General features: G+C 55.7%; 16 protein-coding genes and 1 pseudogene. 7 read left to right on the top strand and 10 right to left on the bottom strand.

All coding sequences use genetic code 11. From position 1 onward, the window contains the following. Nucleotides 1-102: 102 nt before the first annotated feature. The 5 genes and pseudogenes from AC2FNC_RS16910 to AC2FNC_RS16890 form a co-directional block, all read left to right on the top strand. Nucleotides 103-288, top strand: a pseudogene (locus tag AC2FNC_RS16910) (DODA-type extradiol aromatic ring-opening family dioxygenase); the annotation flags it as partial. Between the two features lie 93 nt (nt 289-381). Continuing rightward, on the top strand, nt 382-1,827 hold the full coding sequence (locus tag AC2FNC_RS16905) for an NAD-dependent succinate-semialdehyde dehydrogenase (RefSeq protein ID WP_496716015.1): 1,446 nt from the start codon (nt 382-384) through the stop codon (nt 1,825-1,827). Further along, the gene (locus AC2FNC_RS16900) at nt 1,827-2,681 is read left to right on the top strand and encodes a fumarylacetoacetate hydrolase family protein (RefSeq protein ID WP_480555341.1); all 855 of its coding nucleotides are present in this window, start codon (nt 1,827-1,829) and stop codon (nt 2,679-2,681) included. The genes AC2FNC_RS16905 and AC2FNC_RS16900 overlap by 1 nt, the downstream gene beginning before the upstream one ends. Continuing rightward, complete coding sequence (gene hpaH / locus AC2FNC_RS16895) at nt 2,678-3,478, top strand: 2-oxo-hept-4-ene-1,7-dioate hydratase (RefSeq protein ID WP_480555342.1); 801 nt, start codon at nt 2,678-2,680, stop codon at nt 3,476-3,478. The genes AC2FNC_RS16900 and hpaH overlap by 4 nt, the downstream gene beginning before the upstream one ends. Before the next feature lie 12 nt (nt 3,479-3,490). Further along, a complete protein-coding gene (locus tag AC2FNC_RS16890; RefSeq protein WP_480520562.1) occupies nt 3,491-4,546 on the top strand; it encodes an aldolase/citrate lyase family protein in 1,056 nt (351 codons plus the stop codon). 144 nt (nt 4,547-4,690) lie between these two features. Here the strand turns inward: AC2FNC_RS16890 and AC2FNC_RS16885 are convergent, their stop codons facing one another. The 7 genes from AC2FNC_RS16885 to AC2FNC_RS16855 all read right to left on the bottom strand — a co-directional run bounded on the left by AC2FNC_RS16885 (nt 4,691) and on the right by AC2FNC_RS16855 (nt 12,067). Beyond that, on the bottom strand, nt 4,691-5,920 hold the full coding sequence (locus AC2FNC_RS16885; RefSeq protein WP_496716014.1) for an AGE family epimerase/isomerase: 1,230 nt from the start codon (nt 5,918-5,920) through the stop codon (nt 4,691-4,693). Nucleotides 5,921-5,987: 67 nt separating this feature from the next. Beyond that, complete coding sequence (locus AC2FNC_RS16880; protein WP_480555345.1) at nt 5,988-7,055, bottom strand: ABC transporter ATP-binding protein; 1,068 nt, start codon at nt 7,053-7,055, stop codon at nt 5,988-5,990. 11 nt (nt 7,056-7,066) lie between these two features. After that, on the bottom strand, nt 7,067-7,909 hold the full coding sequence (locus tag AC2FNC_RS16875) for a carbohydrate ABC transporter permease (RefSeq protein WP_480546696.1): 843 nt from the start codon (nt 7,907-7,909) through the stop codon (nt 7,067-7,069). A 10-nt stretch (nt 7,910-7,919) separates the two neighbouring features. Next, nucleotides 7,920-8,870, bottom strand: a complete 951-nt coding sequence (locus AC2FNC_RS16870; RefSeq protein WP_496716013.1) for a carbohydrate ABC transporter permease — start codon at nt 8,868-8,870, stop codon at nt 7,920-7,922. Beyond that, the gene (locus AC2FNC_RS16865) at nt 8,852-10,111 is read right to left on the bottom strand and encodes an ABC transporter substrate-binding protein (protein ID WP_480555349.1); all 1,260 of its coding nucleotides are present in this window, start codon (nt 10,109-10,111) and stop codon (nt 8,852-8,854) included. Before AC2FNC_RS16865 ends, AC2FNC_RS16870 begins: the two co-directional genes overlap by 19 nt. Before the next feature lie 35 nt (nt 10,112-10,146). Beyond that, complete coding sequence (locus AC2FNC_RS16860; RefSeq protein WP_496716011.1) at nt 10,147-11,298, bottom strand: aminotransferase class I/II-fold pyridoxal phosphate-dependent enzyme; 1,152 nt, start codon at nt 11,296-11,298, stop codon at nt 10,147-10,149. After that, a complete protein-coding gene (locus AC2FNC_RS16855; protein ID WP_480477294.1) occupies nt 11,291-12,067 on the bottom strand; it encodes a FadR/GntR family transcriptional regulator in 777 nt (258 codons plus the stop codon). The genes AC2FNC_RS16860 and AC2FNC_RS16855 overlap by 8 nt, the downstream gene beginning before the upstream one ends. Nucleotides 12,068-12,461: 394 nt before the next feature. On the opposite strand from AC2FNC_RS16855, the gene AC2FNC_RS16850 reads away from it, so the two are divergent. Continuing rightward, nucleotides 12,462-14,201, top strand: a complete 1,740-nt coding sequence (locus AC2FNC_RS16850) for a type I secretion system permease/ATPase (protein ID WP_480520548.1) — start codon at nt 12,462-12,464, stop codon at nt 14,199-14,201. A gap of 41 nt (nt 14,202-14,242) precedes the next feature. Then, nucleotides 14,243-15,517 (top strand): HlyD family type I secretion periplasmic adaptor subunit, encoded by a 1,275-nt coding sequence (locus tag AC2FNC_RS16845; RefSeq protein ID WP_480520546.1) that lies wholly within the window; start codon nt 14,243-14,245, stop codon nt 15,515-15,517. An 8-nt stretch (nt 15,518-15,525) separates the two neighbouring features. On the opposite strand, the gene AC2FNC_RS16840 is transcribed toward AC2FNC_RS16845, so the two are convergent. The 3 genes from AC2FNC_RS16840 to AC2FNC_RS16830 form a co-directional block, all read right to left on the bottom strand. Next, nucleotides 15,526-16,533: an ABC transporter substrate-binding protein gene (locus tag AC2FNC_RS16840; RefSeq protein WP_480606797.1), complete on the bottom strand. Its 1,008-nt coding sequence runs from the start codon at nt 16,531-16,533 to the stop codon at nt 15,526-15,528. Further along, nucleotides 16,512-17,879, bottom strand: a complete 1,368-nt coding sequence (locus tag AC2FNC_RS16835; protein ID WP_496716008.1) for a sensor histidine kinase — start codon at nt 17,877-17,879, stop codon at nt 16,512-16,514. Before AC2FNC_RS16835 ends, AC2FNC_RS16840 begins: the two co-directional genes overlap by 22 nt. After that, nucleotides 17,869-18,289, bottom strand: a 421-nt coding sequence (locus AC2FNC_RS16830; protein WP_496716007.1) for a winged helix-turn-helix domain-containing protein, incomplete at its 5' end; no start/stop codon positions are given. The genes AC2FNC_RS16830 and AC2FNC_RS16835, both read right to left, overlap by 11 nt.

The following is an 18,289-nucleotide window of genomic DNA, read 5'->3' as shown; positions in this document are numbered from 1 at the left end:
AACCTGCCGTAACTTTGAGACAATCTCTTCCGGCTTCGGTCGCTTGTTTGCCATTCTTGGTCCTCCGTTTCCTAAACATAGCGGTGGACCAGTTCAGATGGGGAGGCTCAGTTCCTCAAGATGCTGGGGGACTATGCCAACTTCTGCTGCGGTGAAGGCTCGATGCATGATACCGCGATGCTGTATGGCGCACTCGGCTGGGACGCTTACGACAAAAAATGCGAGGTTGTGACCGAGTATTTCCCGTCCTCGGGCACCGGTCAGACTAACGTCATATTCCCGGTTTAAGGATCGCGATGTCCACTCCGATTGCTTGCTCATGATGCCTTTTGGCCGGGCAAGCCGTTGATCTATCCAATTCGAACTGATGCAGGTCCCAATATGTTTCCTTTGAATGACCCCGGTTTGCTGCGTGAGGCTGCCCTTATAGGTACACGCTGGATTGAAGCTGACCCGGCCACCGGCCTGGCCGTCACCAACCCCGCCACTGGCGAAGTTATTGGTCATGTTCCCAATCTGGGTGCCGCCGAGACCGCGCGCCACGGGTGGGCTAAACGCACCGCCAAGACGCGCAGTCAAATTCTGCGCCGCTGGTACGAACTGATGATGGAGAACCAGGACGATCTGGGTGCCATCCTGACAGCCGAGCAGGGCAAGCCACTGGCCGAAGCCAAAGGTGAGATCGCCTATGGTGCCAGCTTCATAGAGTGGTTCGCAGAAGAGGCCCGCCGCGCCTATGGTGATGTCACACCTGGCCACGCTCCAAACAAACGCATCCTGACGATCAAACAACCCATTGGGGTTGTCGCCGCGATCACGCCGTGGAATTTCCCAAACGCAATGATCACGCGCAAGGCTGGCCCTGCACTGGCGGCGGGCTGCTCTATGGTTCTGAAACCGGCCGGCCAGACTCCGTTCTCAGCTATCGCGTTGGCAGTTCTGGCCGAGAGAGCGGGCCTGCCTGCGGGACTGTTCTCGGTCGTCACCGGCTCAGCCCGTGGCATTGGCGGCGAGATGACCGGGAACCCGACAGTGCAGAAGCTGACCTTTACCGGTTCGACCGAGTTCGGCACGCTTCTATATGTGCAATGTGCGCCAACGATCAAAAAACTGGGGTTGGAGCTGGGTGGCAATGCGCCCTTCATTGTTTTCGATGATACTGATCTGGACGCCGCTGTTGAAGGGGCGGTGATCGCCAAGTTTCGAAATAATGGTCAGACCTGTGTTTGTGCCAACCGCATTTACGTGCAGGCCGGTGTCTACGATTCCTTTGCCGCCAAGCTGCGCGACAAAGTAGCTACTCTGCCCATTGGTAATGGCTTTGACGAAGGTATCATATTCGGCCCGCTGATCGATCAGGCGGCAGTCGACAAGGTTGCTGAACACATCGCTGATGCGACCTCGAAAGGAGCCGATGTCATTCTGGGTGGCAAGTCACACGACATGGGCGGCACATTCTTTGAGCCAACCATTTTGACCGGAGTCACTTCGGAGATGGCGGTCGCGACCGAAGAGACGTTTGGCCCGGTCGCGCCCCTTTTTAAGTTCAACACCGAAAGCGAAGTCGTCGCTGCGGCAAATAACACCGAGTTCGGCCTTGCCTCATATTTCTATTCCCGCGACCTGGCTCGCGTTTGGCGAGTTTCCGAGAAGCTGGAATATGGCATGGTCGGTATCAACACCGGCCTGATCTCGACCGCGGAAGCTCCCTTTGGCGGGGTTAAGATGTCTGGTCTGGGCCGTGAAGGCTCGCGCCATGGGCTGAATGACTTCATGGAACTCAAATACCTGTGCATGGGCGGCATCGACACCGCCGAGGAGGCTTAATGCGCTTTGCTACTTTTACCGCCGAAGGGGATACCTTCTTTGGCGCGATTACCGATGATGGTGCGATCGCCCTGAACGGTGATTTTCCTGAGTTTTCCAGCCTGTATGAGGTCATCGCTACGGGTGAGTTTAGCCGGTTGGCTGCGGCGGCCGAGGGCAAGCCGGTGACCCATTCCGATTTCACCTATGAAATGGTGATGCCGGATGCCCTTCGCATTCTGTGCGTCGGCGTGAACTTCCCGGACAGGAATGCGGAATACAAGGATGGCAGCGCGCAGCCGGAATACATGTCGCTGTTCCCGCGCTTTGCCAGCGGCTTTACCGGCCACAACCGCCCGCTGATCCGCCCGCCTGAAAACCGCACGCTGGATTACGAGGGCGAAGTGGCCATTGTGATCGGCAAGGCGGGCCGTCGGATTTCGCAGGACGAAGCCTATGATCACATCGCCGCGTTGACGCTGTGCAACGAAGGCACGATCCGCGATTGGGTGCGCCATGCCAAGTTCAACGTAACTCAGGGCAAGAACTGGGACAATTCAGGGTCGATCGGCCCATGGCTGGTGCCTTTCACCGACCCGGCGCAATTGGATGACGCCCGCATTCAGACCCGCGTCAATGGTGAATTGCGTCAGGACGATACCCTCGACCGCATGATGTTCCCGATCCGGCGCGAAATCGAGTATATCTCGACCTTCATGACCCTGAAACCGGGTGACATTATCGTAACAGGTACCCCCACCGGAGCGGGCGCGCGCTTTGACCCGCCAAAGTATCTTGTACCGGGTGACGTGGTCGAGGTCTTCGTCGAAGGTATCGGCACCCTGCGCAACACGGTCGAGGATGAGAAGGTATGACACCCGAAGAGCACGCCCGCGCGGCAGCCGACCTGCTTCAGGCCGAACGCACCGGCGACCAGATCGGTCTGCTGAGCCTGCGTCACCCCGAAATGAATATGGGCGACGCCTACGAGGTGCAGAATGCCATCTATCGCCAGAAACTGGCCGAGGGGCGCAGGGTCATCGGGTGGAAGATCGGTCTGACGTCGAAAGCGATGCAATATGCGCTAAACATCGATATTCCCGACAGCGGCATCCTGTTTGATGACATGGCGTTTGAACACGGTGGTACGGTCCCTGCAGGCCGTTTCATCCAGCCCCGGATCGAGACTGAAATCGCCTTTGTCATGAAATCCGCCGTCGGCGGCGAGAATGTGAGCCGCGACGATATCATATCCGCCACCGATTACGTCGCGCCGGTGATTGAAATTCTGGACACACGTATTCAGCGTCAGGACCCCGAGACCGGCAAGATCCGAACCGTCTTTGACACGATCAGCGACAATGCCGCCAATGCGGGCATTGTGCTGGGCTCGGAACGTCACGCGATAGACGACTTCGACCTGCGCTGGGTTGGTGCCTTGACCTTCCGCAACGGTGAGATTGAGGAAACCGGCCTTGGTGCCGGCGTATTGAATGATCCAGTCGAAAGTGTTGTCTGGCTGGCCCGGCGCATGGCGCAATACGGTCAAAGTATTGAACCCGGACAAGTGATCCTGTCAGGCAGCTTCATCCGCCCTGTCGAATGCCCGCCAGGATCAGAAATCAACGCCGAGTTCGGACCCTTCGGTTCGGTCAATATCAAATTCGACTGAAGGAGAACTTCATTGCCCGCGCCAACAAACCCCTTCAAGGCCGCACTGAAAGCCGGAAAACCCCAGATCGGATGCTGGATTGGGATGGCCAACGCATATGCCGCCGAAATCGCCGCCACATCCAGATTTGACTGGCTTCTTGTGGATGGGGAACACGCCCCAAACGATCTACTGTCCATTCTGGAGCAAGCGAGGGTCATTGAAGGAACAGGTAGCCAGCCAGTAGCGCGCCTGCCAATTGGCGAGACCTGGATGATCAAGCAATATCTCGATGCTGGCATCCAAAGCATATTGGTGCCAATGGTTGAAAGCGGCGATCAAGCGCGGGAGTTGGTGCGCGCGGTGCAATATCCCCCACATGGAGTTCGAGGCGTTGGGTCTGCTCTGGCGCGAGCTTCGCGTTTTGCGGCGATTCCGGATTACCTCACAACGGCAGGTGACCAGATTTGCCTGTTGGTTCAGGTGGAAAACCGCCTTGGCCTGGATGCACTGGATGACATTCTGACCACAGATGTCGACGGCGTATTTATCGGTCCGTCAGATTTGGCCGCGGATATGGGCCACATCGGCAATGCTGGCCACACCGACGTGGTCGAAGCGGTTTTGGACGCGTTGAAACGGATCGTGGCCGCGGGCAAGGCAGCGGGCATCCTGACGTTGGACCCTGTGATGCAGCGCAAGTGCGTGGATCTTGGGGTTACGTTCCTGGCCACGAATATCGACGTAACACTTTTTGCGAAGGCTATGCGCGGGGCGGCTGAAACTGCGTTGGAAATGTTGCCGGACCAGAGCGCGTCAGGAAATGCGCCAACAGATGTGGCCAGCAAGTATCTTCAGCAGTTATGCAAGCACTGGTCCTACAAGGGGCAAGTAGAATTTGATGTAACTGAAGGGAAAGTTTCATTTGAAAACGGGTGTGCGGTCGCGATGAAAGCGACGGACGAGGGGCTGGACATAGTTGCTTCAGTCGGCCCACGTGGCGATTTGAACTCCTGGAAAGTAGTCATAGAAGACCACTTGAAACGCTTTGCATTTCGCGAAGAGTTCAAGGTTGATTGGAGTGCATAACACTGGAATGCAGGGGCAACCGAGCGACCTCCTGACATTCGGACACCGCCGCAGGCTACGATTTGTAGTCTGCGGGTATTCGACAAGACCCTGCACCGGATTCTTACTCGGGTAAGACAAGCCGCAACTGAGGATTTTCCAAACCTAAAGCGGCATCATCCTCGACAAACGTCCTGACAGCGGAAACAGACAGGCTTGCAACGAGTGGTAGATGTCCGGCTTGCCGTCAAAAATAGATGTCACTACAGCCCCTGCCCCATCCACTGCTGGAAACCAGCCGCCATGTCGATGATCCACAAGTGTTTCACTCGCATAGGTCCAGAGCTTTCTGTACCACTCCTCGTCTTCTGGCCTTCTGTCTAGCGCGATCAGAGCGGCAACCGCCCCTATGGCTTCGGTGATGGGCCACCAGAACCGCGAAGCATTGGCAACGCGACCATCAAAATCAAGAGTATAGGCCAACCCGCCGCCAGGCAGCCACGCATCATTCAAAGCCTGCGCAATCAAGCGGCGCGCCGTGTTCGGGGCATTAGGGCTCGTTCGGCCTGACAAATCCCAATGCTGAAGCTGAAGCCGACCCAATTCGAACGAATGCCCCGGCGTTGTTCCGTAAGGTCTGAACATCGGTTCACCCGCATAATCCCGGTTGATCTGCCAATCAGACGAATAGTGTTCGGGAAGCCGCCAGTTTTCACCGGGTGCAATTTTGCCAATGAAAAAGTCCAGAATGCGACCGGCGCGGGACAGGAAGATTTCGTCTCCTGTGGCTTCAAAGGCGGCCAGCATTGCCTCAACGCCGTGCATATTCGCATTCATTCCGCGATATGTGGAAAACGGCGTCCAATCCCTGTTCCATTCATCGCGAAACAGGCCTGCTTCTTCGTCCCAGAAGTGTTTTTCCAGAACACTTTGGACATCTGTCATTAGCTTGTCTGCATCCGGGTGACCCGCCAGTTTCGCACTTGCCGAGGCAAGAAGGACAAAGACGTGCCCATAGGCAAGCTTGCGGTCATCCTTGATCTGATCCCCATCCAACGCCCAGAGATATCCGCCGTGGTCGCGATCTCGGTGATGGCTATCGAGATATGTCATGCCGTGATCAATGATCCGTTCAGCACCTTGGAAACCGGACAGAAGTCCTAATGCATAAGAATGAACCAACCGGGTCGTCGTGTGCAGCTCCTGCGGCTTGCCGGGCAACGGGCGGCCATCGTGACCAAGTGTATAGAACCCGGGCTCATCCCGGCAGCTCGCGCTGAAGAACGTAAGTTGCCGCATGGCCTGATTCATCAACCAATCGCGATGTCTTGACGTTTCAACCCAAAACCCGGCTTCGGACTGCGACCCCGGCAGCAATAACTGGTTATCGTTCATCTAAAGATCCCGCGGATGGAGTTTTATCGCATGCGGCGAAGCCCAATCTTCCAAATTATCCACCATCTCAGCAAGCCCGTCTCAACGCTGTACCATCCGAAGCAAACAGATGTGCATTCTGTGCTTGAATGCGCAAACCGAGGCGATCCCCGGATTTCACCGGGATATTGCCATGCTTGCGCACCATCATGGGGCCGATCCCTTCGGCATTGACGTAGATGTTCGTGTCCGACCCCAGATGTTCCACAACATCCGCCACGGCCGACAGATCACCGGTGCCGTTGTCCACAACATCGATATGTTCCGGCCTTACACCCAGTTCTTTCGCCTGAGCGGTAAGGGGTTGATCGAGTATCCTGATTTCAACCCCATTCCCGACATTCACACCTGTTTTGGTTCCCAATACAGGCACAACATTCATGGTGGGTGAGCCGATAAACTGGGCAACAAATTTGTTGGCCGGCCTTTCATAAAGCTCGAGCGGACTGCCGACTTGCTGGATATCCCCTGCGTTGAGAACAACGATCCGATCTGCCAGCGTCAACGCTTCGACCTGATCATGGGTCACATAGATCATGGTCGCACCTAGTTTTTGATGAAGCCGCGCGATCTCCAGCCGCATCTCGACACGCAGAGCCGCATCAAGGTTTGACAATGGCTCGTCAAACAGAAATGCGCGTGGGTCTCGGATGATGGCCCGCCCCATGGCAACCCGCTGACGTTGACCTCCTGAAAGGGCCTTGGGCAAGCGATCCGTCAATTTGGTCAACCCCAGCGTCTCTGCCGCCTGGGCGACCTTTGACATGCGTTCAGCCACCGGAGTTTTGCGGATTTCCATTGAGAAGCCCATGTTCCGAGCGACATCCATATGCGGATAGAGAGCGTAGGACTGGAACACCATCGCGATGTCCCGATCCCTTGGCCTCACATCATTCATGCGCTCGCCATCGATCAGAAAGTCGCCGCTTGATATCGGTTCAAGACCAGCAACCATGCGCAGCAAAGTGGACTTGCCGCAGCCTGACGGGCCGACCAGAACGATGAACTCACCATCCTGAATCTCAAGGTTGATGTTGCGCAGAACCTCGACGGATCCATAGCGTTTTGCAACGTCACGAAGTTCAATACGTGCCATGATTTGGCCTCCTATCCTTTGACCGCGCCGGACGTGAGGCCCTGCACGAGATAGCGTTGAATGAAGATGAAGAAGAGGCAACTTGGGATCAGTGCCAGCACGCCGGCCGCCATCATTTGCCCCCAATCGACCGAGAATTTGGAAACAAATGTCAACAAGCCAACCGGGAATGTCATCGCGTCGTTCTTTGAAATCAGCATCAACGCAAACAACAGCTCGGACCATGCGGCAGTAAAGACAAATCCAAGCGTCGCCCCGAGACCGGGCAATGTCAGCGGGAACACTACTTTGCGCAGCGCCTGAAACCGCGTACAGCCATCCATCATCGCCGCGTCTTCAAGATCTTTGGGAATGCCGTCAAAGAATGACTGCATCAGGAATGTTGCAAAGGGGATGTTGAACGCGGTGTAGACAACGATCAGGCTTGTCAGCGAATTCAACAGCCCCAGGTCCGCGATGATCTTGTAGATGGGTGCGATGATCATCAGCAGCGGGAACATCTGGGTGACTAGCATCAAGGCAATGATGATCCGTTTGCCCGCGAAAACAAAGCGGGAAAAGGCATAACCCGCCCCAGCCGCGAACAATGTCGTAAAGAACGCCGCCCCCAGCGACACCACAAGAGAGTTCCGGAAATAGGCCACAAAATCGGTCTGAAAAATGACTGTTTTGAAGTTTGAAAAGGTCACTTCGCTTGGGAACAGGCGCGTTCCCTCTGAAAAGATCAGCGCGTCCGGGGTCAACCCGATCTTGAGCAACCAATAAAGCGGGAACAACGCAAAGATCAGATAGAACGCAAGTGCTGCGTATTTACCCAAAACCAGCAGCGGGTTGGGATTCCTGACAGCTGACATGGCCAACTCCTCAAATCTTGACCAGCTTCTTACGAAGCCAGAGCAGGACTACGGCGTAAATCAGAAGGATCACCAGCAGCGCCACAGCAATGGTTGACGCATAGCCGAAGTCCAATTTTCGAAAAGCTGTGGTGAAGATGTAGGTCGACAGGATTTGCGTCGAATTGGCAGGCCCGCCGCCGGTCATCACGTAGATCAGGTCGGCGAAATTGGCGATCCAGATCGTCCGCAGCATCACGGTGATCGCGATCATCGGAGCAAGGAACGGCAAGGTGATCTTGGTGAAGGTCTGCCATGGGGTCGCGCCATCGACTTCTGCAGCCTCATAAAGCTCACCGGGTATCGATTGCAAAGCCGCCAACAGCGTGATCGCAAAGAACGGTACGCCAAACCAGATATTTGCAGTGATCGGCCCCCACATGGCAAGCTCGGGATCGCCAAGGATACTGTAGGGCTCTGACAGAATGCCAAGGGCGGCCAGCCAATGCGGTAGCGGGCCGATGACAGGGTTAAAAAGCCACGCCCATGTCAGCGCAGAAAGGAAGGTCGGGACAGCCCAGGGTAGGAAAACAAGCGCCTGAAAAAGTTTCTTTCCATAGAACTGCGTATTCAAAAGCATGGCAAGACCAAGGCCAAGCAGAAACTGGAATGTTATCGACCAAAAGGTCCAAAACAGCGTGTTCTCCATCGCGATCCAGAACTTGCGGTCTCCCCACAGATCAACGTAGTTTTCAAACCCGATCCAGCCAGAAGCAAAAGGCTTCAACAGCTCAATGGATTGGAACGAATATGAGATTCCGATGATTAGCGGAACCATGATCACCGCACCGATCAGAAGAATAGCGGGTGACAAATAGAAAAACGGCTCGACCATGTATTGTAGGTAGAGCGAGCGTCGTGCCCGGGTTTCCCCGGGCCTGACAGTTTTCTGAGTGCGCGAAATCACTGTCTTGCCTTCCACTTGGCGTGTTCGTCAGTGAGGAACTCAGCCCACTCATCCGCGACGTCCTGCGCGCTGCGCTGCCCCAACAGGGCTTCCTGACTGGTTTCCAGCAGAAGCGTGCTGCCAAAATAGCCCCACTGTTCCAGGTTGGTTGGCATTGTTGTTGGCACATATTGCTCGCCGTTCAGTTCTTCGAACCAGCCTTTGAATTGCTCGGTCTGGAAATGAGGATCCTGATCGGCACCTTTGTGGATCGGAATGACACCAACACGCTTTGCCCACGCGGCATTGGCTTCGGGCGTCGACAAGGCCGCAACCAGATCAAAGGCTTCGTCCTCGTGTTCTGTCGCGCTGAAAATCGACCAACCTGCGAACCCAATGGTCGGGAAAGCTTTGCCCGAAGGTCCGACAGGCATCGGAATGACCGCAAAATCTTCGGCAGGCATCCGCTCGGCAATAGCGATCAGTGCGTCCGGATCCTGATCGAGGAATGCACATGTACCGGAATAGAAACCGGCCACGATCTCGTTAAAGCCCCAACTGACGGCGTCCTTGGGCGCATATCCGTTCTGATACATGTCGATCATGAACTGGATACCTTCGACCGAGCCGGGCTCGTTGATGCGGCTGACACCGTCTTCTGTGAAGAACTCGTTGGTGCCGTTCATGGCTGCGGCGAACATGATCCAGCCATTTGTTCCACCGGGACCACCGCGCAAACAGTACCCATACTTGCCCTCAAGCTCGGACACTGCGGCCGAGGCTGCCTTGAACTCCTCCATCGTTGTCGGGGGAGTGTCGATACCCGCTTCGGCCAGCAGTTTCTTGTTGTAGAACATCGCCCGCAGATAGAATCCGTACGGGATCATATAGAGATCACCCGCCTGGCTGCCCATAGCGACTGTCTTGTCAGTCAGCGAAGCCCCGTGTTCCCATCCGGCGACATGATCCTTGAGACTGACCAGCTGATCGGACCCAGCATAAAGAGCCTGCCAGGTATCGGGCATTTCAACCACATCAGGGATGTCGCCACCTGCCACCATTGTTGCCAGCTTTTCGAACGCGTTACCCCAAGGTAGCGATACAATCTCGACAGTGACGTCGGGATTATTGGCTTCAAACTCATCAACCAGTCCCTGAAGCACCTCTGTACGCTCGGGGCTTGTAATAACCTCGACCAGTTTCAATGTGGTCTCGGCGTAAGATGCCGAACCCATGAGCACGGCCGCAGCCGTCATTCCAGTTAGTAGTTTCTTCATGTTTTCCTCCTGTTGATTTTATTGAGCGAACGGTTCTAAGCCGTGCTTTCGGCGAGCGCCGAAGAAAAATCGGCCCATAGATCTTCTGCCGACTCGAGCCCCAAACTCAGGCGCACCAGATTGGGTGAGACCCCAAATTTCTGCATTGAGTTTTGTTCACCAGCCTGAGCAAGTCCGACGCGCGCAGGCAGGATCAGACTTTCGAAGCCACCCCAGCTCACACCGAGGCGGAAAAGGTTCAAGGCATCAGAAAGTTTGGCGATGTCGACACTGTCATCAAACTCAACCGACATAAGTCCGGACCGCCCCGTCAGCCCGGGCACGTCGTTGGCGCCTGGTGAGTTGACCCGCCTGACCTGCGGAACAGTGGCCAGGCGATCAACAAACATGTTGGCCGTCGCTTGATGCTGCATCATGCGTGCGTTCAGCGTGCGCAGGCCGCGCGTCAGCAGGAAGGCCTCAAAAGGTGCCAGTTTGGCCCCAAGCAAAGGAAGTGTCAGATCACGGATGCGGGCGATATGGTCCCGGGAGGCAACCACCACGCCCGCAACCGTGTCCGAGTGCCCCGAAATGTACTTCGAGGCCGAGTGGATGACGATGTCGATGCCCAGTGCGAGGGGGCGTTGGAACACCGGGCTTGCCCATGAATTATCGATTATCGTCAACACATTGTGGCGTCTGGCATGCTCTGCGACACGACGTAGATCCATCGCCTCAAAAACAATCGATCCGGGGCTCTCCAGATAGGCCACCGTTACATCGGCAAGCAGATCGGGGTCGTTCTCGAAACGCTCCGGCGCATGGTAGTCGATATGCACCCCGAACGGGCGCAGGATGCGCTCCATAAACCGGAATGAATCCGGATAGACGTGTTCGACGCAGGCAATCCGGTCACCGGGTTTGACAAATGCCAGCAGCGTTGAGGAAATGGCCGCCATCCCGGAAGCAAATGCAACGGCAGCCTGACCTTGTTCGGCTTCAGCCATGAGCGTTTCAAACGCGGCGACGGTCGGGTTTTCCACGCGCGTGTAGATGGCTGTTTCTGATCTTCCGGCCATCCGGTCTTCAAAACTCTGATAATTGTCAAAGGTGAATAGTGAGGTTTGAACAATAGGAGGCGTGACCGAACCTGCCTCTTCCGGGAAGATAGTTGCAAGACGCGTTGCAAGGTCTCTGTAATCAGACATTCTGACTTTCCATGATTTCTAGGACTTCTGCTTCGACCATGTCCATGATCTCGCCGATAATACGCGCGGCTTCATCTGCACGGCCTGCGACAACTGCTTCAGCCAGCTGCGCATGTATTGGAATTGAGGCTTGACCCAAGTGTGGTTGGCCGAATGGGGTGTCATATACTTCGTGAAATGCTTTCTGAATTTGCCGTATCAACTGCCCGAAAAGTGGGTTTCCGCACGCTTCATGCAGTGCCGCGTGAAACCGGTAGTCGGCCGGTCGCCAATCCTCACCCGCAGAATGAACAGCTATGAGCTCGGCAACGCGGGCCGAAATCAAAAGCCGCTGCGCGTCTGAGCAATTCAATGCAGCCAACCTTGCAGCCTCGATTTCCAGTGGCCGGCGCACGGCGTGTGTCCGCAAAAGGCTTTCGGCTTCGAGCTTCAGCGTGAGTGGGAGATGGATCGTGTTGGCAGATACCTCGGCTGCCAAACGCGTCCCTGCTTTCTTGTTCCGCACAACGATGCCCATGTTCTGCCAACTTGTCAGGGCCTCGCGAACCTTCGCCCGTCCGATTCCAAGCTGATTTGCAATTTCGATCTCTGGCGGCAGGCGATCGCCTACTTTCAAACCTTCCGCTTCGATCATTCCAGAGAGAGCTTCCAGAACGTCCCGGCCACTGCTGCCAGCCGGTAGCACCTTCAAGGTGTTGCCGACACTCTCAGCTTTTTCCTTTAGGGGCGTTCTTTTGACCACGTGCGACTTCTCCGATTCGTGTTTCATTCACTTCTACATTTAATGTAGGACAAAATAAACAATAATGTCCGACAATATAACAACACTTGCCATCCCTACAGATAAAGTCGAAAAAATTTGGTCTCGGTCATTTCGCGGCCGGATCGATACAGCCTTCCTCGCCTGCGGCTTGTTGGCGGGTTATGGTCTTTGCGTGACCGTCTTTCTTGCTGTATTCCGCCCGAATTGCCGTTATCCTGAAGCGCCCGCCTAACGGTGCCCATAATCGCCGTTAGGTTTTTTTGTCAGCTACGGCTGAATAGTGCTTCTTTACGCCAAGGACCCGCGGTTTCTTGCCCAAAAAAAGATGTGCAAACTTGGCAAGGCTGATCTAACTTTTTAAGTGCGGGGTCGCATCTCCGAATAATATGGATTTAAAACATTGAAACCTGAACACCGCGTATCCGCGGCCCCCCGACATGAACTGCGCAATGTGCGCAATCAGGGGATCGCGTTCCTTGCTTTGGCGTTCTTGTTCAGCATTTTTGTGAACCTGCTTATGCTGACAGGCCCATTGTTTATGTTGCAGGTGTATGACCGGGTATTGGGCTCGCGTGCGGTGGAAACACTGACAGCGTTGTTTTTGTTGGTGGCGTTGCTTTATGCGCTGATGGCGATGCTGGATTTTGCCCGCGGACGCATCGTTGCCCGGTTCGGCGCACGGTTCCAGTCACAGTTGGATGAGCGCGTCTTCGAAGCAACGCTGCGGCGTTCACTTATGCCGCAAATACGATCTGCCCCGGCGACGGCCTTGCGTGATCTGGAATCCATTCGAAACCTGTGTTCGTCCCCCGTTCTGCTGGCGGTGATGGATATACCATGGACGCCTGTTTTTCTGGGCGCGATTTTCCTGTTTCATCCCCTGCTGGGTTGGCTGGCCGTGACAAGCGGTGTTCTACTTGTCGTGATTGCACTGCTCAATCAGGCGCTGACCAGCAGGAAAGTCGCCGAGGCACAATCTGCAGCGGCGCGGGCAAACGCCTTTGCGGAACATGCGAGACAAGCGGCAGAGGTTGTGCGCTCTCAAGGTATGCAGGCGGACGTGACAAAGCGGTGGTTGGACCAGCGTTCGAATGCCTTACGCCAAACCATTTCTGCCAGCGATTGGACAGGCAGTTTTACATCTCTGACCAAGTCGCTACGACTGTTTCTTCAATCTGCAATGCTTGCCTTGGGCGCGTGGCTGGTTCTGCAAAATGAAATGACACCGGGCGCGATGATTGCGGGCTCAATCCTTTTGGGTCGGGCCCTCGCCCCGGTCGAACAAGCGGTTGGCCAATGGGGCATGATCGAACGTGCGCGAACCGCCTGGACTTCCCTCAGCCGGTTTTTGGATCAGACCCCACCCGAAGAGCAGCGGATCCGCTTGCCCATCCCGAAGGCGCAGCTGGAAGCAAAATCGCTGACTGTCATTCCCCCTGGGGCAACAACGCCAACGTTGCGGAACGTCAATCTGAAACTGCAACCGGGCAAGGCGCTGGGTGTCATCGGCAAAAGCGGGTCGGGAAAGACGACACTGGCCAAGGCGTTGCTGGGGCTTTGGAATCCGGCAGCCGGGGAAATTCGGCTGGGTGGTGCCACTCTGGATCAATATGACTCCAACGATTTGGGCAGCCATATCGGATATTTGCCGCAGCAGGTTACCCTATTTAACGGAACGGTGGCCGAGAACATCGCCCGGATGTCGGAGAACCCGGATTCCGAAGCGGTGGTGGCCGCGGCCAAAAAAGCCAATGCACACGACCTGATCCTGTCTTTGGAGAAAGGTTATGGCACCTTCCTTGAAGGCAATGACAGTCAGTTGTCAGGTGGACAGAAACAGCGCATCGCTCTGGCCCGCGCCCTCTATGGCGACCCTGTTCTGCTTATTCTGGACGAACCAAACTCGGCACTGGACGCGGATGGCACCGAAGCCTTGAACGCGGCCGTGAGGGGGCTCAAGGCGGCCGGCAAAGCCGCGATCATCATGACACACCGCCCGCAGGCCATTTCGGAATGTGACGATCTGGCCGTTGTCGAAAAAGGACAAGTGGTCAAGTTCGGTAGTCGTGACGAGGTTCTCAGCGCAATGGTGCAGAATGCGGGCGCGATTAAGCGCAAGCTTAGCCCCGTAGGTGAATAATGGCAAAAAACACGACCAAGAAGCAGGCGCAGGCCTGGAGTATGAGAATCCCCGCCCTGGTAGGATTCGCCGCGCTTGCCATTTTGGTCGGCGGACTGGGCCTTTGGGCAGTGAAGACACGCCTAGCTGGTGCGATCGTATCCTCAGGCGTGATCGAGGTACAAAGCAACCGTCAGGTGGTCGAACACCCTGATGGCGGCGTTGTTGGCGAAATCTTTGTACGCGATGGTGATGTGGTCGCCTCGGGCGAGATGTTGCTGAGACTGGATGATACTTTCCTATTGTCCGAACAGACGATTGTGGAAGCGCAGCTTTTCGAACTTCTGGTCCGGCGTGCCCGGCTTCAGGCCGAACGCGACGGGCTTTCGTCGCAAGAGCTGTCGGCGCAGTTGCACGAGGTACAGGAGGAATACAGCATTGATCCCGACCTGATTGTAGGGCAACAAAACTTGTTCGACGCGCGGGTGGAAACAATGTCCAAGCAGCACGAACAACTGAAAAAGCAGTTGGTTCAGATCGAAAGTGAGATCGAAGGCACACAAGCCCAACTCGTTTCCCTGCGCCGTCAGGTTGAGTTGATCGAGGATGAGCTGGAAGACCAGCAAAGCCTGTTGAAACGTGGATTGACCCAAACCAGTCGCGTGCTGGCCCTGCAACGGGAAGAAGCCAGCCTGACAGGTGAAATAGGTCGACTGGAAGCCGCTGTCGCCCGCCTCAAAGGGCAGATCGCATCAACCGAGATCCAGATCGTTGAACTGACTGCAACCCGCCGGGAGGAGGCGATTACCACTTTGCGAGACGTACAGGCCCAAATTGCTGAACTATCGGAACGCCGACTATCCCTGTCCGAGCGGATGGCACGTTTGGACATCCGCGCACCTGTCAACGGAACCGTTTACGGCAGTCAGGTCTTTGCCCTGCAGTCGGTGATTCAGCCGGGCGAACCCATGATGTATGTGGTCCCACAGGATACGCCATTGCTGGTCGCCGCGCGTGTGGACGCAATCCATGTGGATCAGCTGCACGTGGGTCAACCTGTCGCCCTGCGATTTCCGGCCTTCAATCAGCGCGAAACACCTGAATTGGACGGGCAGGTCAAAAACGTGTCTGCCGACACTTTCACGGATGAACAGTCCGGCTTCACTTTCTACCGCGCCGAGGTGATTATGAATGATGGTGAAATGGACCGTCTCAACGGTCAGGAACTTTTGCCGGGTATGCCTGTTGAGACACTGATCAAAACCGATGAGCGCACTCCGTTGTCCTATCTTGTCAAGCCGATGGCCGATTACTTCAATCGTGCATTTAGGGAATAACGGCAGGGCTATCTCTGGATTACCGCGCTTTCCCATTCGGCCAGAAACCGGCGGCGTTTTAATCTGTCCAAAAACGTCATCAACGCTGGATCCAGCCCGATCGTTTCACGTTCTTCGTCCGTGTCATAAGGCGCCAAAGGCGGGAGGGTATGGCTGCCACCTGCCCGGCTGGATTGACTGGATACAAGGTGACGGACAAAAGACGCGGCAAATTCAGGTACGGGTGTACCTTCAAGCACCATCGCCGTGCGCATCATGGTCGTCTGAAAATCCGACGGCAGAATAACCTCAAGCGTATCCTTGTGCCCGGCGCGCGCATCCGCGTAGCTGCCAAGTACATTGTAGGCGACGGCGATCTCGCCTTTGACAAGGTCGTCAATCATGTCACCCGAACAGCAGTACAGACGCACATCCAAACCGCCCATGACTTCCATCAGACGCCAGAACGTTTCTGACGCACGGGCATCCTGCGTCGCAAACAGATACCCTAGACCGGACTGGCGGATGTCATAAGTTCCCACCCGGCCCCGAAAACTGTCCGGTCGCATTCGAAGTGCTTCGATCAGTTGCTGTCGGGTCTCCGGGATAGGCGTGCCGGAAAAGGCGGCACGGTTGATCACGATGGTCGCGGGCTCAAACGTGAAGGCGAAAAGACTGCGATGCCACTGCGCCCAGGACGGCAGAGATATGTCATCGATCACGCGTCCATATCCGTCATTGGCCAGTTTCAGTTGCAGGTCCATAGCGCTGGAAATGACAATATCGAAATCTTCCGGTGCGGCACGCACGATTCGATCGATGTCGGCAGTACCCGTCACCATATACTCGACAGAAATGTCAGGGTTCTCCTTGATAAAACCGGAAATCATAGGCTCAAACAAAAACGTATCCGTGCTCGAGATGACCCGAATATGCGCCTCGTCTGCTTCGGCGTTGAATACTTGCCGATCCTCCCAGATTTGCGCCAGTGTGACAGCAGGAAACCAAAGGAAGACTAAAGCGATAATGTAACGCAAGCGCCGCCTCCCTGCCTGTTGGACAAGTCAAGCGTTCCACCATGCGCTGTTGCAACGTCCCGCGCGATGGTCAGGCCCAGACCGGACCCGATGGTGCCACTTGCGTTCTTACCCCGTTCGAAACGGCGCGTGAGAGTGTCAATTTCGTTTATGGGGAACCCCGTGCCACGATCTTTTACCCGGATTTGAACCCGTGGTTCCGAAGTGACTTCGATGCGAACAGAACTGTCGGCCGGAGCATATTTCAGTGCATTGTCAATCATGTTGCGTACGGCGTTTTGAATGAGGATGGGGTCACCTGAATACATGACCTGTGGGTCGCCACAAAGCGACAGTGACAGGTCCTTCATCTCGGCAATTGGTGTTAGGCGCTGCACAAGGTCACGGACCAAGGCGTTCAGGTCTATGTCTTCCCGCTCAAGATGATCAGCCCGGAACGTGATCATTGCGTGATCCAACAGCTGACCAGCTGCACGTGAGCTTTCGTCAATGGCGCGCACCATCGAACGCAGCGCCTCGCGGTTTTCTTCTTTTTCAACTCTTTGCAAAGTGGCATCAGCATATGACCTGACAGTGGCAAGCGGGGTGCGAACGCGGTGAGCGGCTTCGGCGATAAAATCTTCTGACTGGCTCAGTGACTGATCAAGCCGACCCATCAATGAGTTCAGTGAAGCAACCAAAGGGGCCATTTCGCGGGGTACCGGCTTTTTGAACGGGCTCAAGTCCTGTGGGCCACGGCGGGTGACAGAGGTTGTCAACCTGTTCAACTGCCCGATGGTCGAGGACGTCGCCCAAAAGGAAAGAGCGGCGGCAAGGGCAAAGAACCCTACGCCCAGAATCGCCGCATTGCGCGAAATCTGGTCCAGAGTCTCCGCCAACGCATCTTGCGTTTGCCCCAGCGCGACCACGAGCTCGATTTGCTTATCCAATCCCACCAAAGTCCGGCTGGCGCTGACCTGACGAATGGTTTCACCGCGAATCTGGCTGAACCTGAAAAGCGACTTGCCGTCATGCGGTCCTATGGTCGGTGGAAAATCCTCGTATCCGGACAGAAACGACCCGTCCTGAAAGATAGAATAGAAGATTCTGTCGTCCGCAGGGGTGCTTAGCATCGCGAAGGCCGCGTACGGGATATCGACCTCCAACACGCCTTCCCGCAAAGCGGCCGCATCGAGGATAGAGGCCACTGATGCGCCAAGTATGTTGTCTTGCCCCTGTAGCGCGACCTGCGCAGCATAGTTTCGTACTGCGACATACAGCAGGAACGCAAGTATGGCCGCGCCACCGATCAGTGTCAGAACCAGCCTGTTCCGCAGTGATCCTGACACATTGGGATCAGGAGGCATGATCCAACCTGTATCCCAGCCCACGCAACGTAGTGATCTTCAGGTCCGAGGGTTCCAGATGCTTGCGCAAGCGGCCCACATAAACTTCGATCGCGTTATCAGAGACATCATCATCATAAGAAAACAGCCGGTCGGTTAGTTTTTGTTTCGAAAAAACCTGACCAGGTGCGCTAATGAACAATTCCAGCAGGCGCAGTTCACGGTTACGCAGCGACACGGTCTCGTCACCCACCGTCAGATGGCCTGCAAGAGGGTCGAATACGATGCCGCCGACTTCAATCGTTGTCTTCGTATTCCCAGATTTGCGGCGCAGAACAGCGCGGCAGCGCGCTTCAAGTTCGGCATGATCAAACGGTTTGGTGACATAGTCGTCAGCGCCCAGATCAAGCGAGCCGATTCGATCAGAAACC

This window comes from Ruegeria sp. BHSA123, assembly GCF_059613425.1.
The sequence above is the reverse complement of the archived record's forward strand: the minus strand, read 5'-3'. Positions and strand labels throughout refer to the sequence as shown.

Bases quoted from the DNA above. Each gene is read 5' to 3' on its own strand.
- AC2FNC_RS16845 (WP_480520546.1), top strand. From the start codon at position 14,243: ATGAGAATCCCCGCCCTGGTAGGATTCGCCGCGCTTGCCATTTTGGTC.
- AC2FNC_RS16875 (WP_480546696.1), bottom strand. From the start codon at position 7,909: ATGTCAGCTGTCAGGAATCCCAACCCGCTGCTGGTTTTGGGTAAATAC.
- AC2FNC_RS16900 (WP_480555341.1), top strand. From the start codon at position 1,827: ATGCGCTTTGCTACTTTTACCGCCGAAGGGGATACCTTCTTTGGCGCG.
- hpaH (WP_480555342.1), top strand. From the start codon at position 2,678: ATGACACCCGAAGAGCACGCCCGCGCGGCAGCCGACCTGCTTCAGGCC.
- AC2FNC_RS16880 (WP_480555345.1), bottom strand. From the start codon at position 7,055: ATGGCACGTATTGAACTTCGTGACGTTGCAAAACGCTATGGATCCGTC.
- AC2FNC_RS16855 (WP_480477294.1), bottom strand. From the start codon at position 12,067: ATGAAACACGAATCGGAGAAGTCGCACGTGGTCAAAAGAACGCCCCTA.
- AC2FNC_RS16885 (WP_496716014.1), bottom strand. From the start codon at position 5,920: ATGAACGATAACCAGTTATTGCTGCCGGGGTCGCAGTCCGAAGCCGGG.
- AC2FNC_RS16835 (WP_496716008.1), bottom strand. From the start codon at position 17,879: ATGCCTCCTGATCCCAATGTGTCAGGATCACTGCGGAACAGGCTGGTT.
- AC2FNC_RS16905 (WP_496716015.1), top strand. From the start codon at position 382: ATGTTTCCTTTGAATGACCCCGGTTTGCTGCGTGAGGCTGCCCTTATA.
- AC2FNC_RS16860 (WP_496716011.1), bottom strand. From the start codon at position 11,298: ATGTCTGATTACAGAGACCTTGCAACGCGTCTTGCAACTATCTTCCCG.
- AC2FNC_RS16865 (WP_480555349.1), bottom strand. From the start codon at position 10,111: ATGAAGAAACTACTAACTGGAATGACGGCTGCGGCCGTGCTCATGGGT.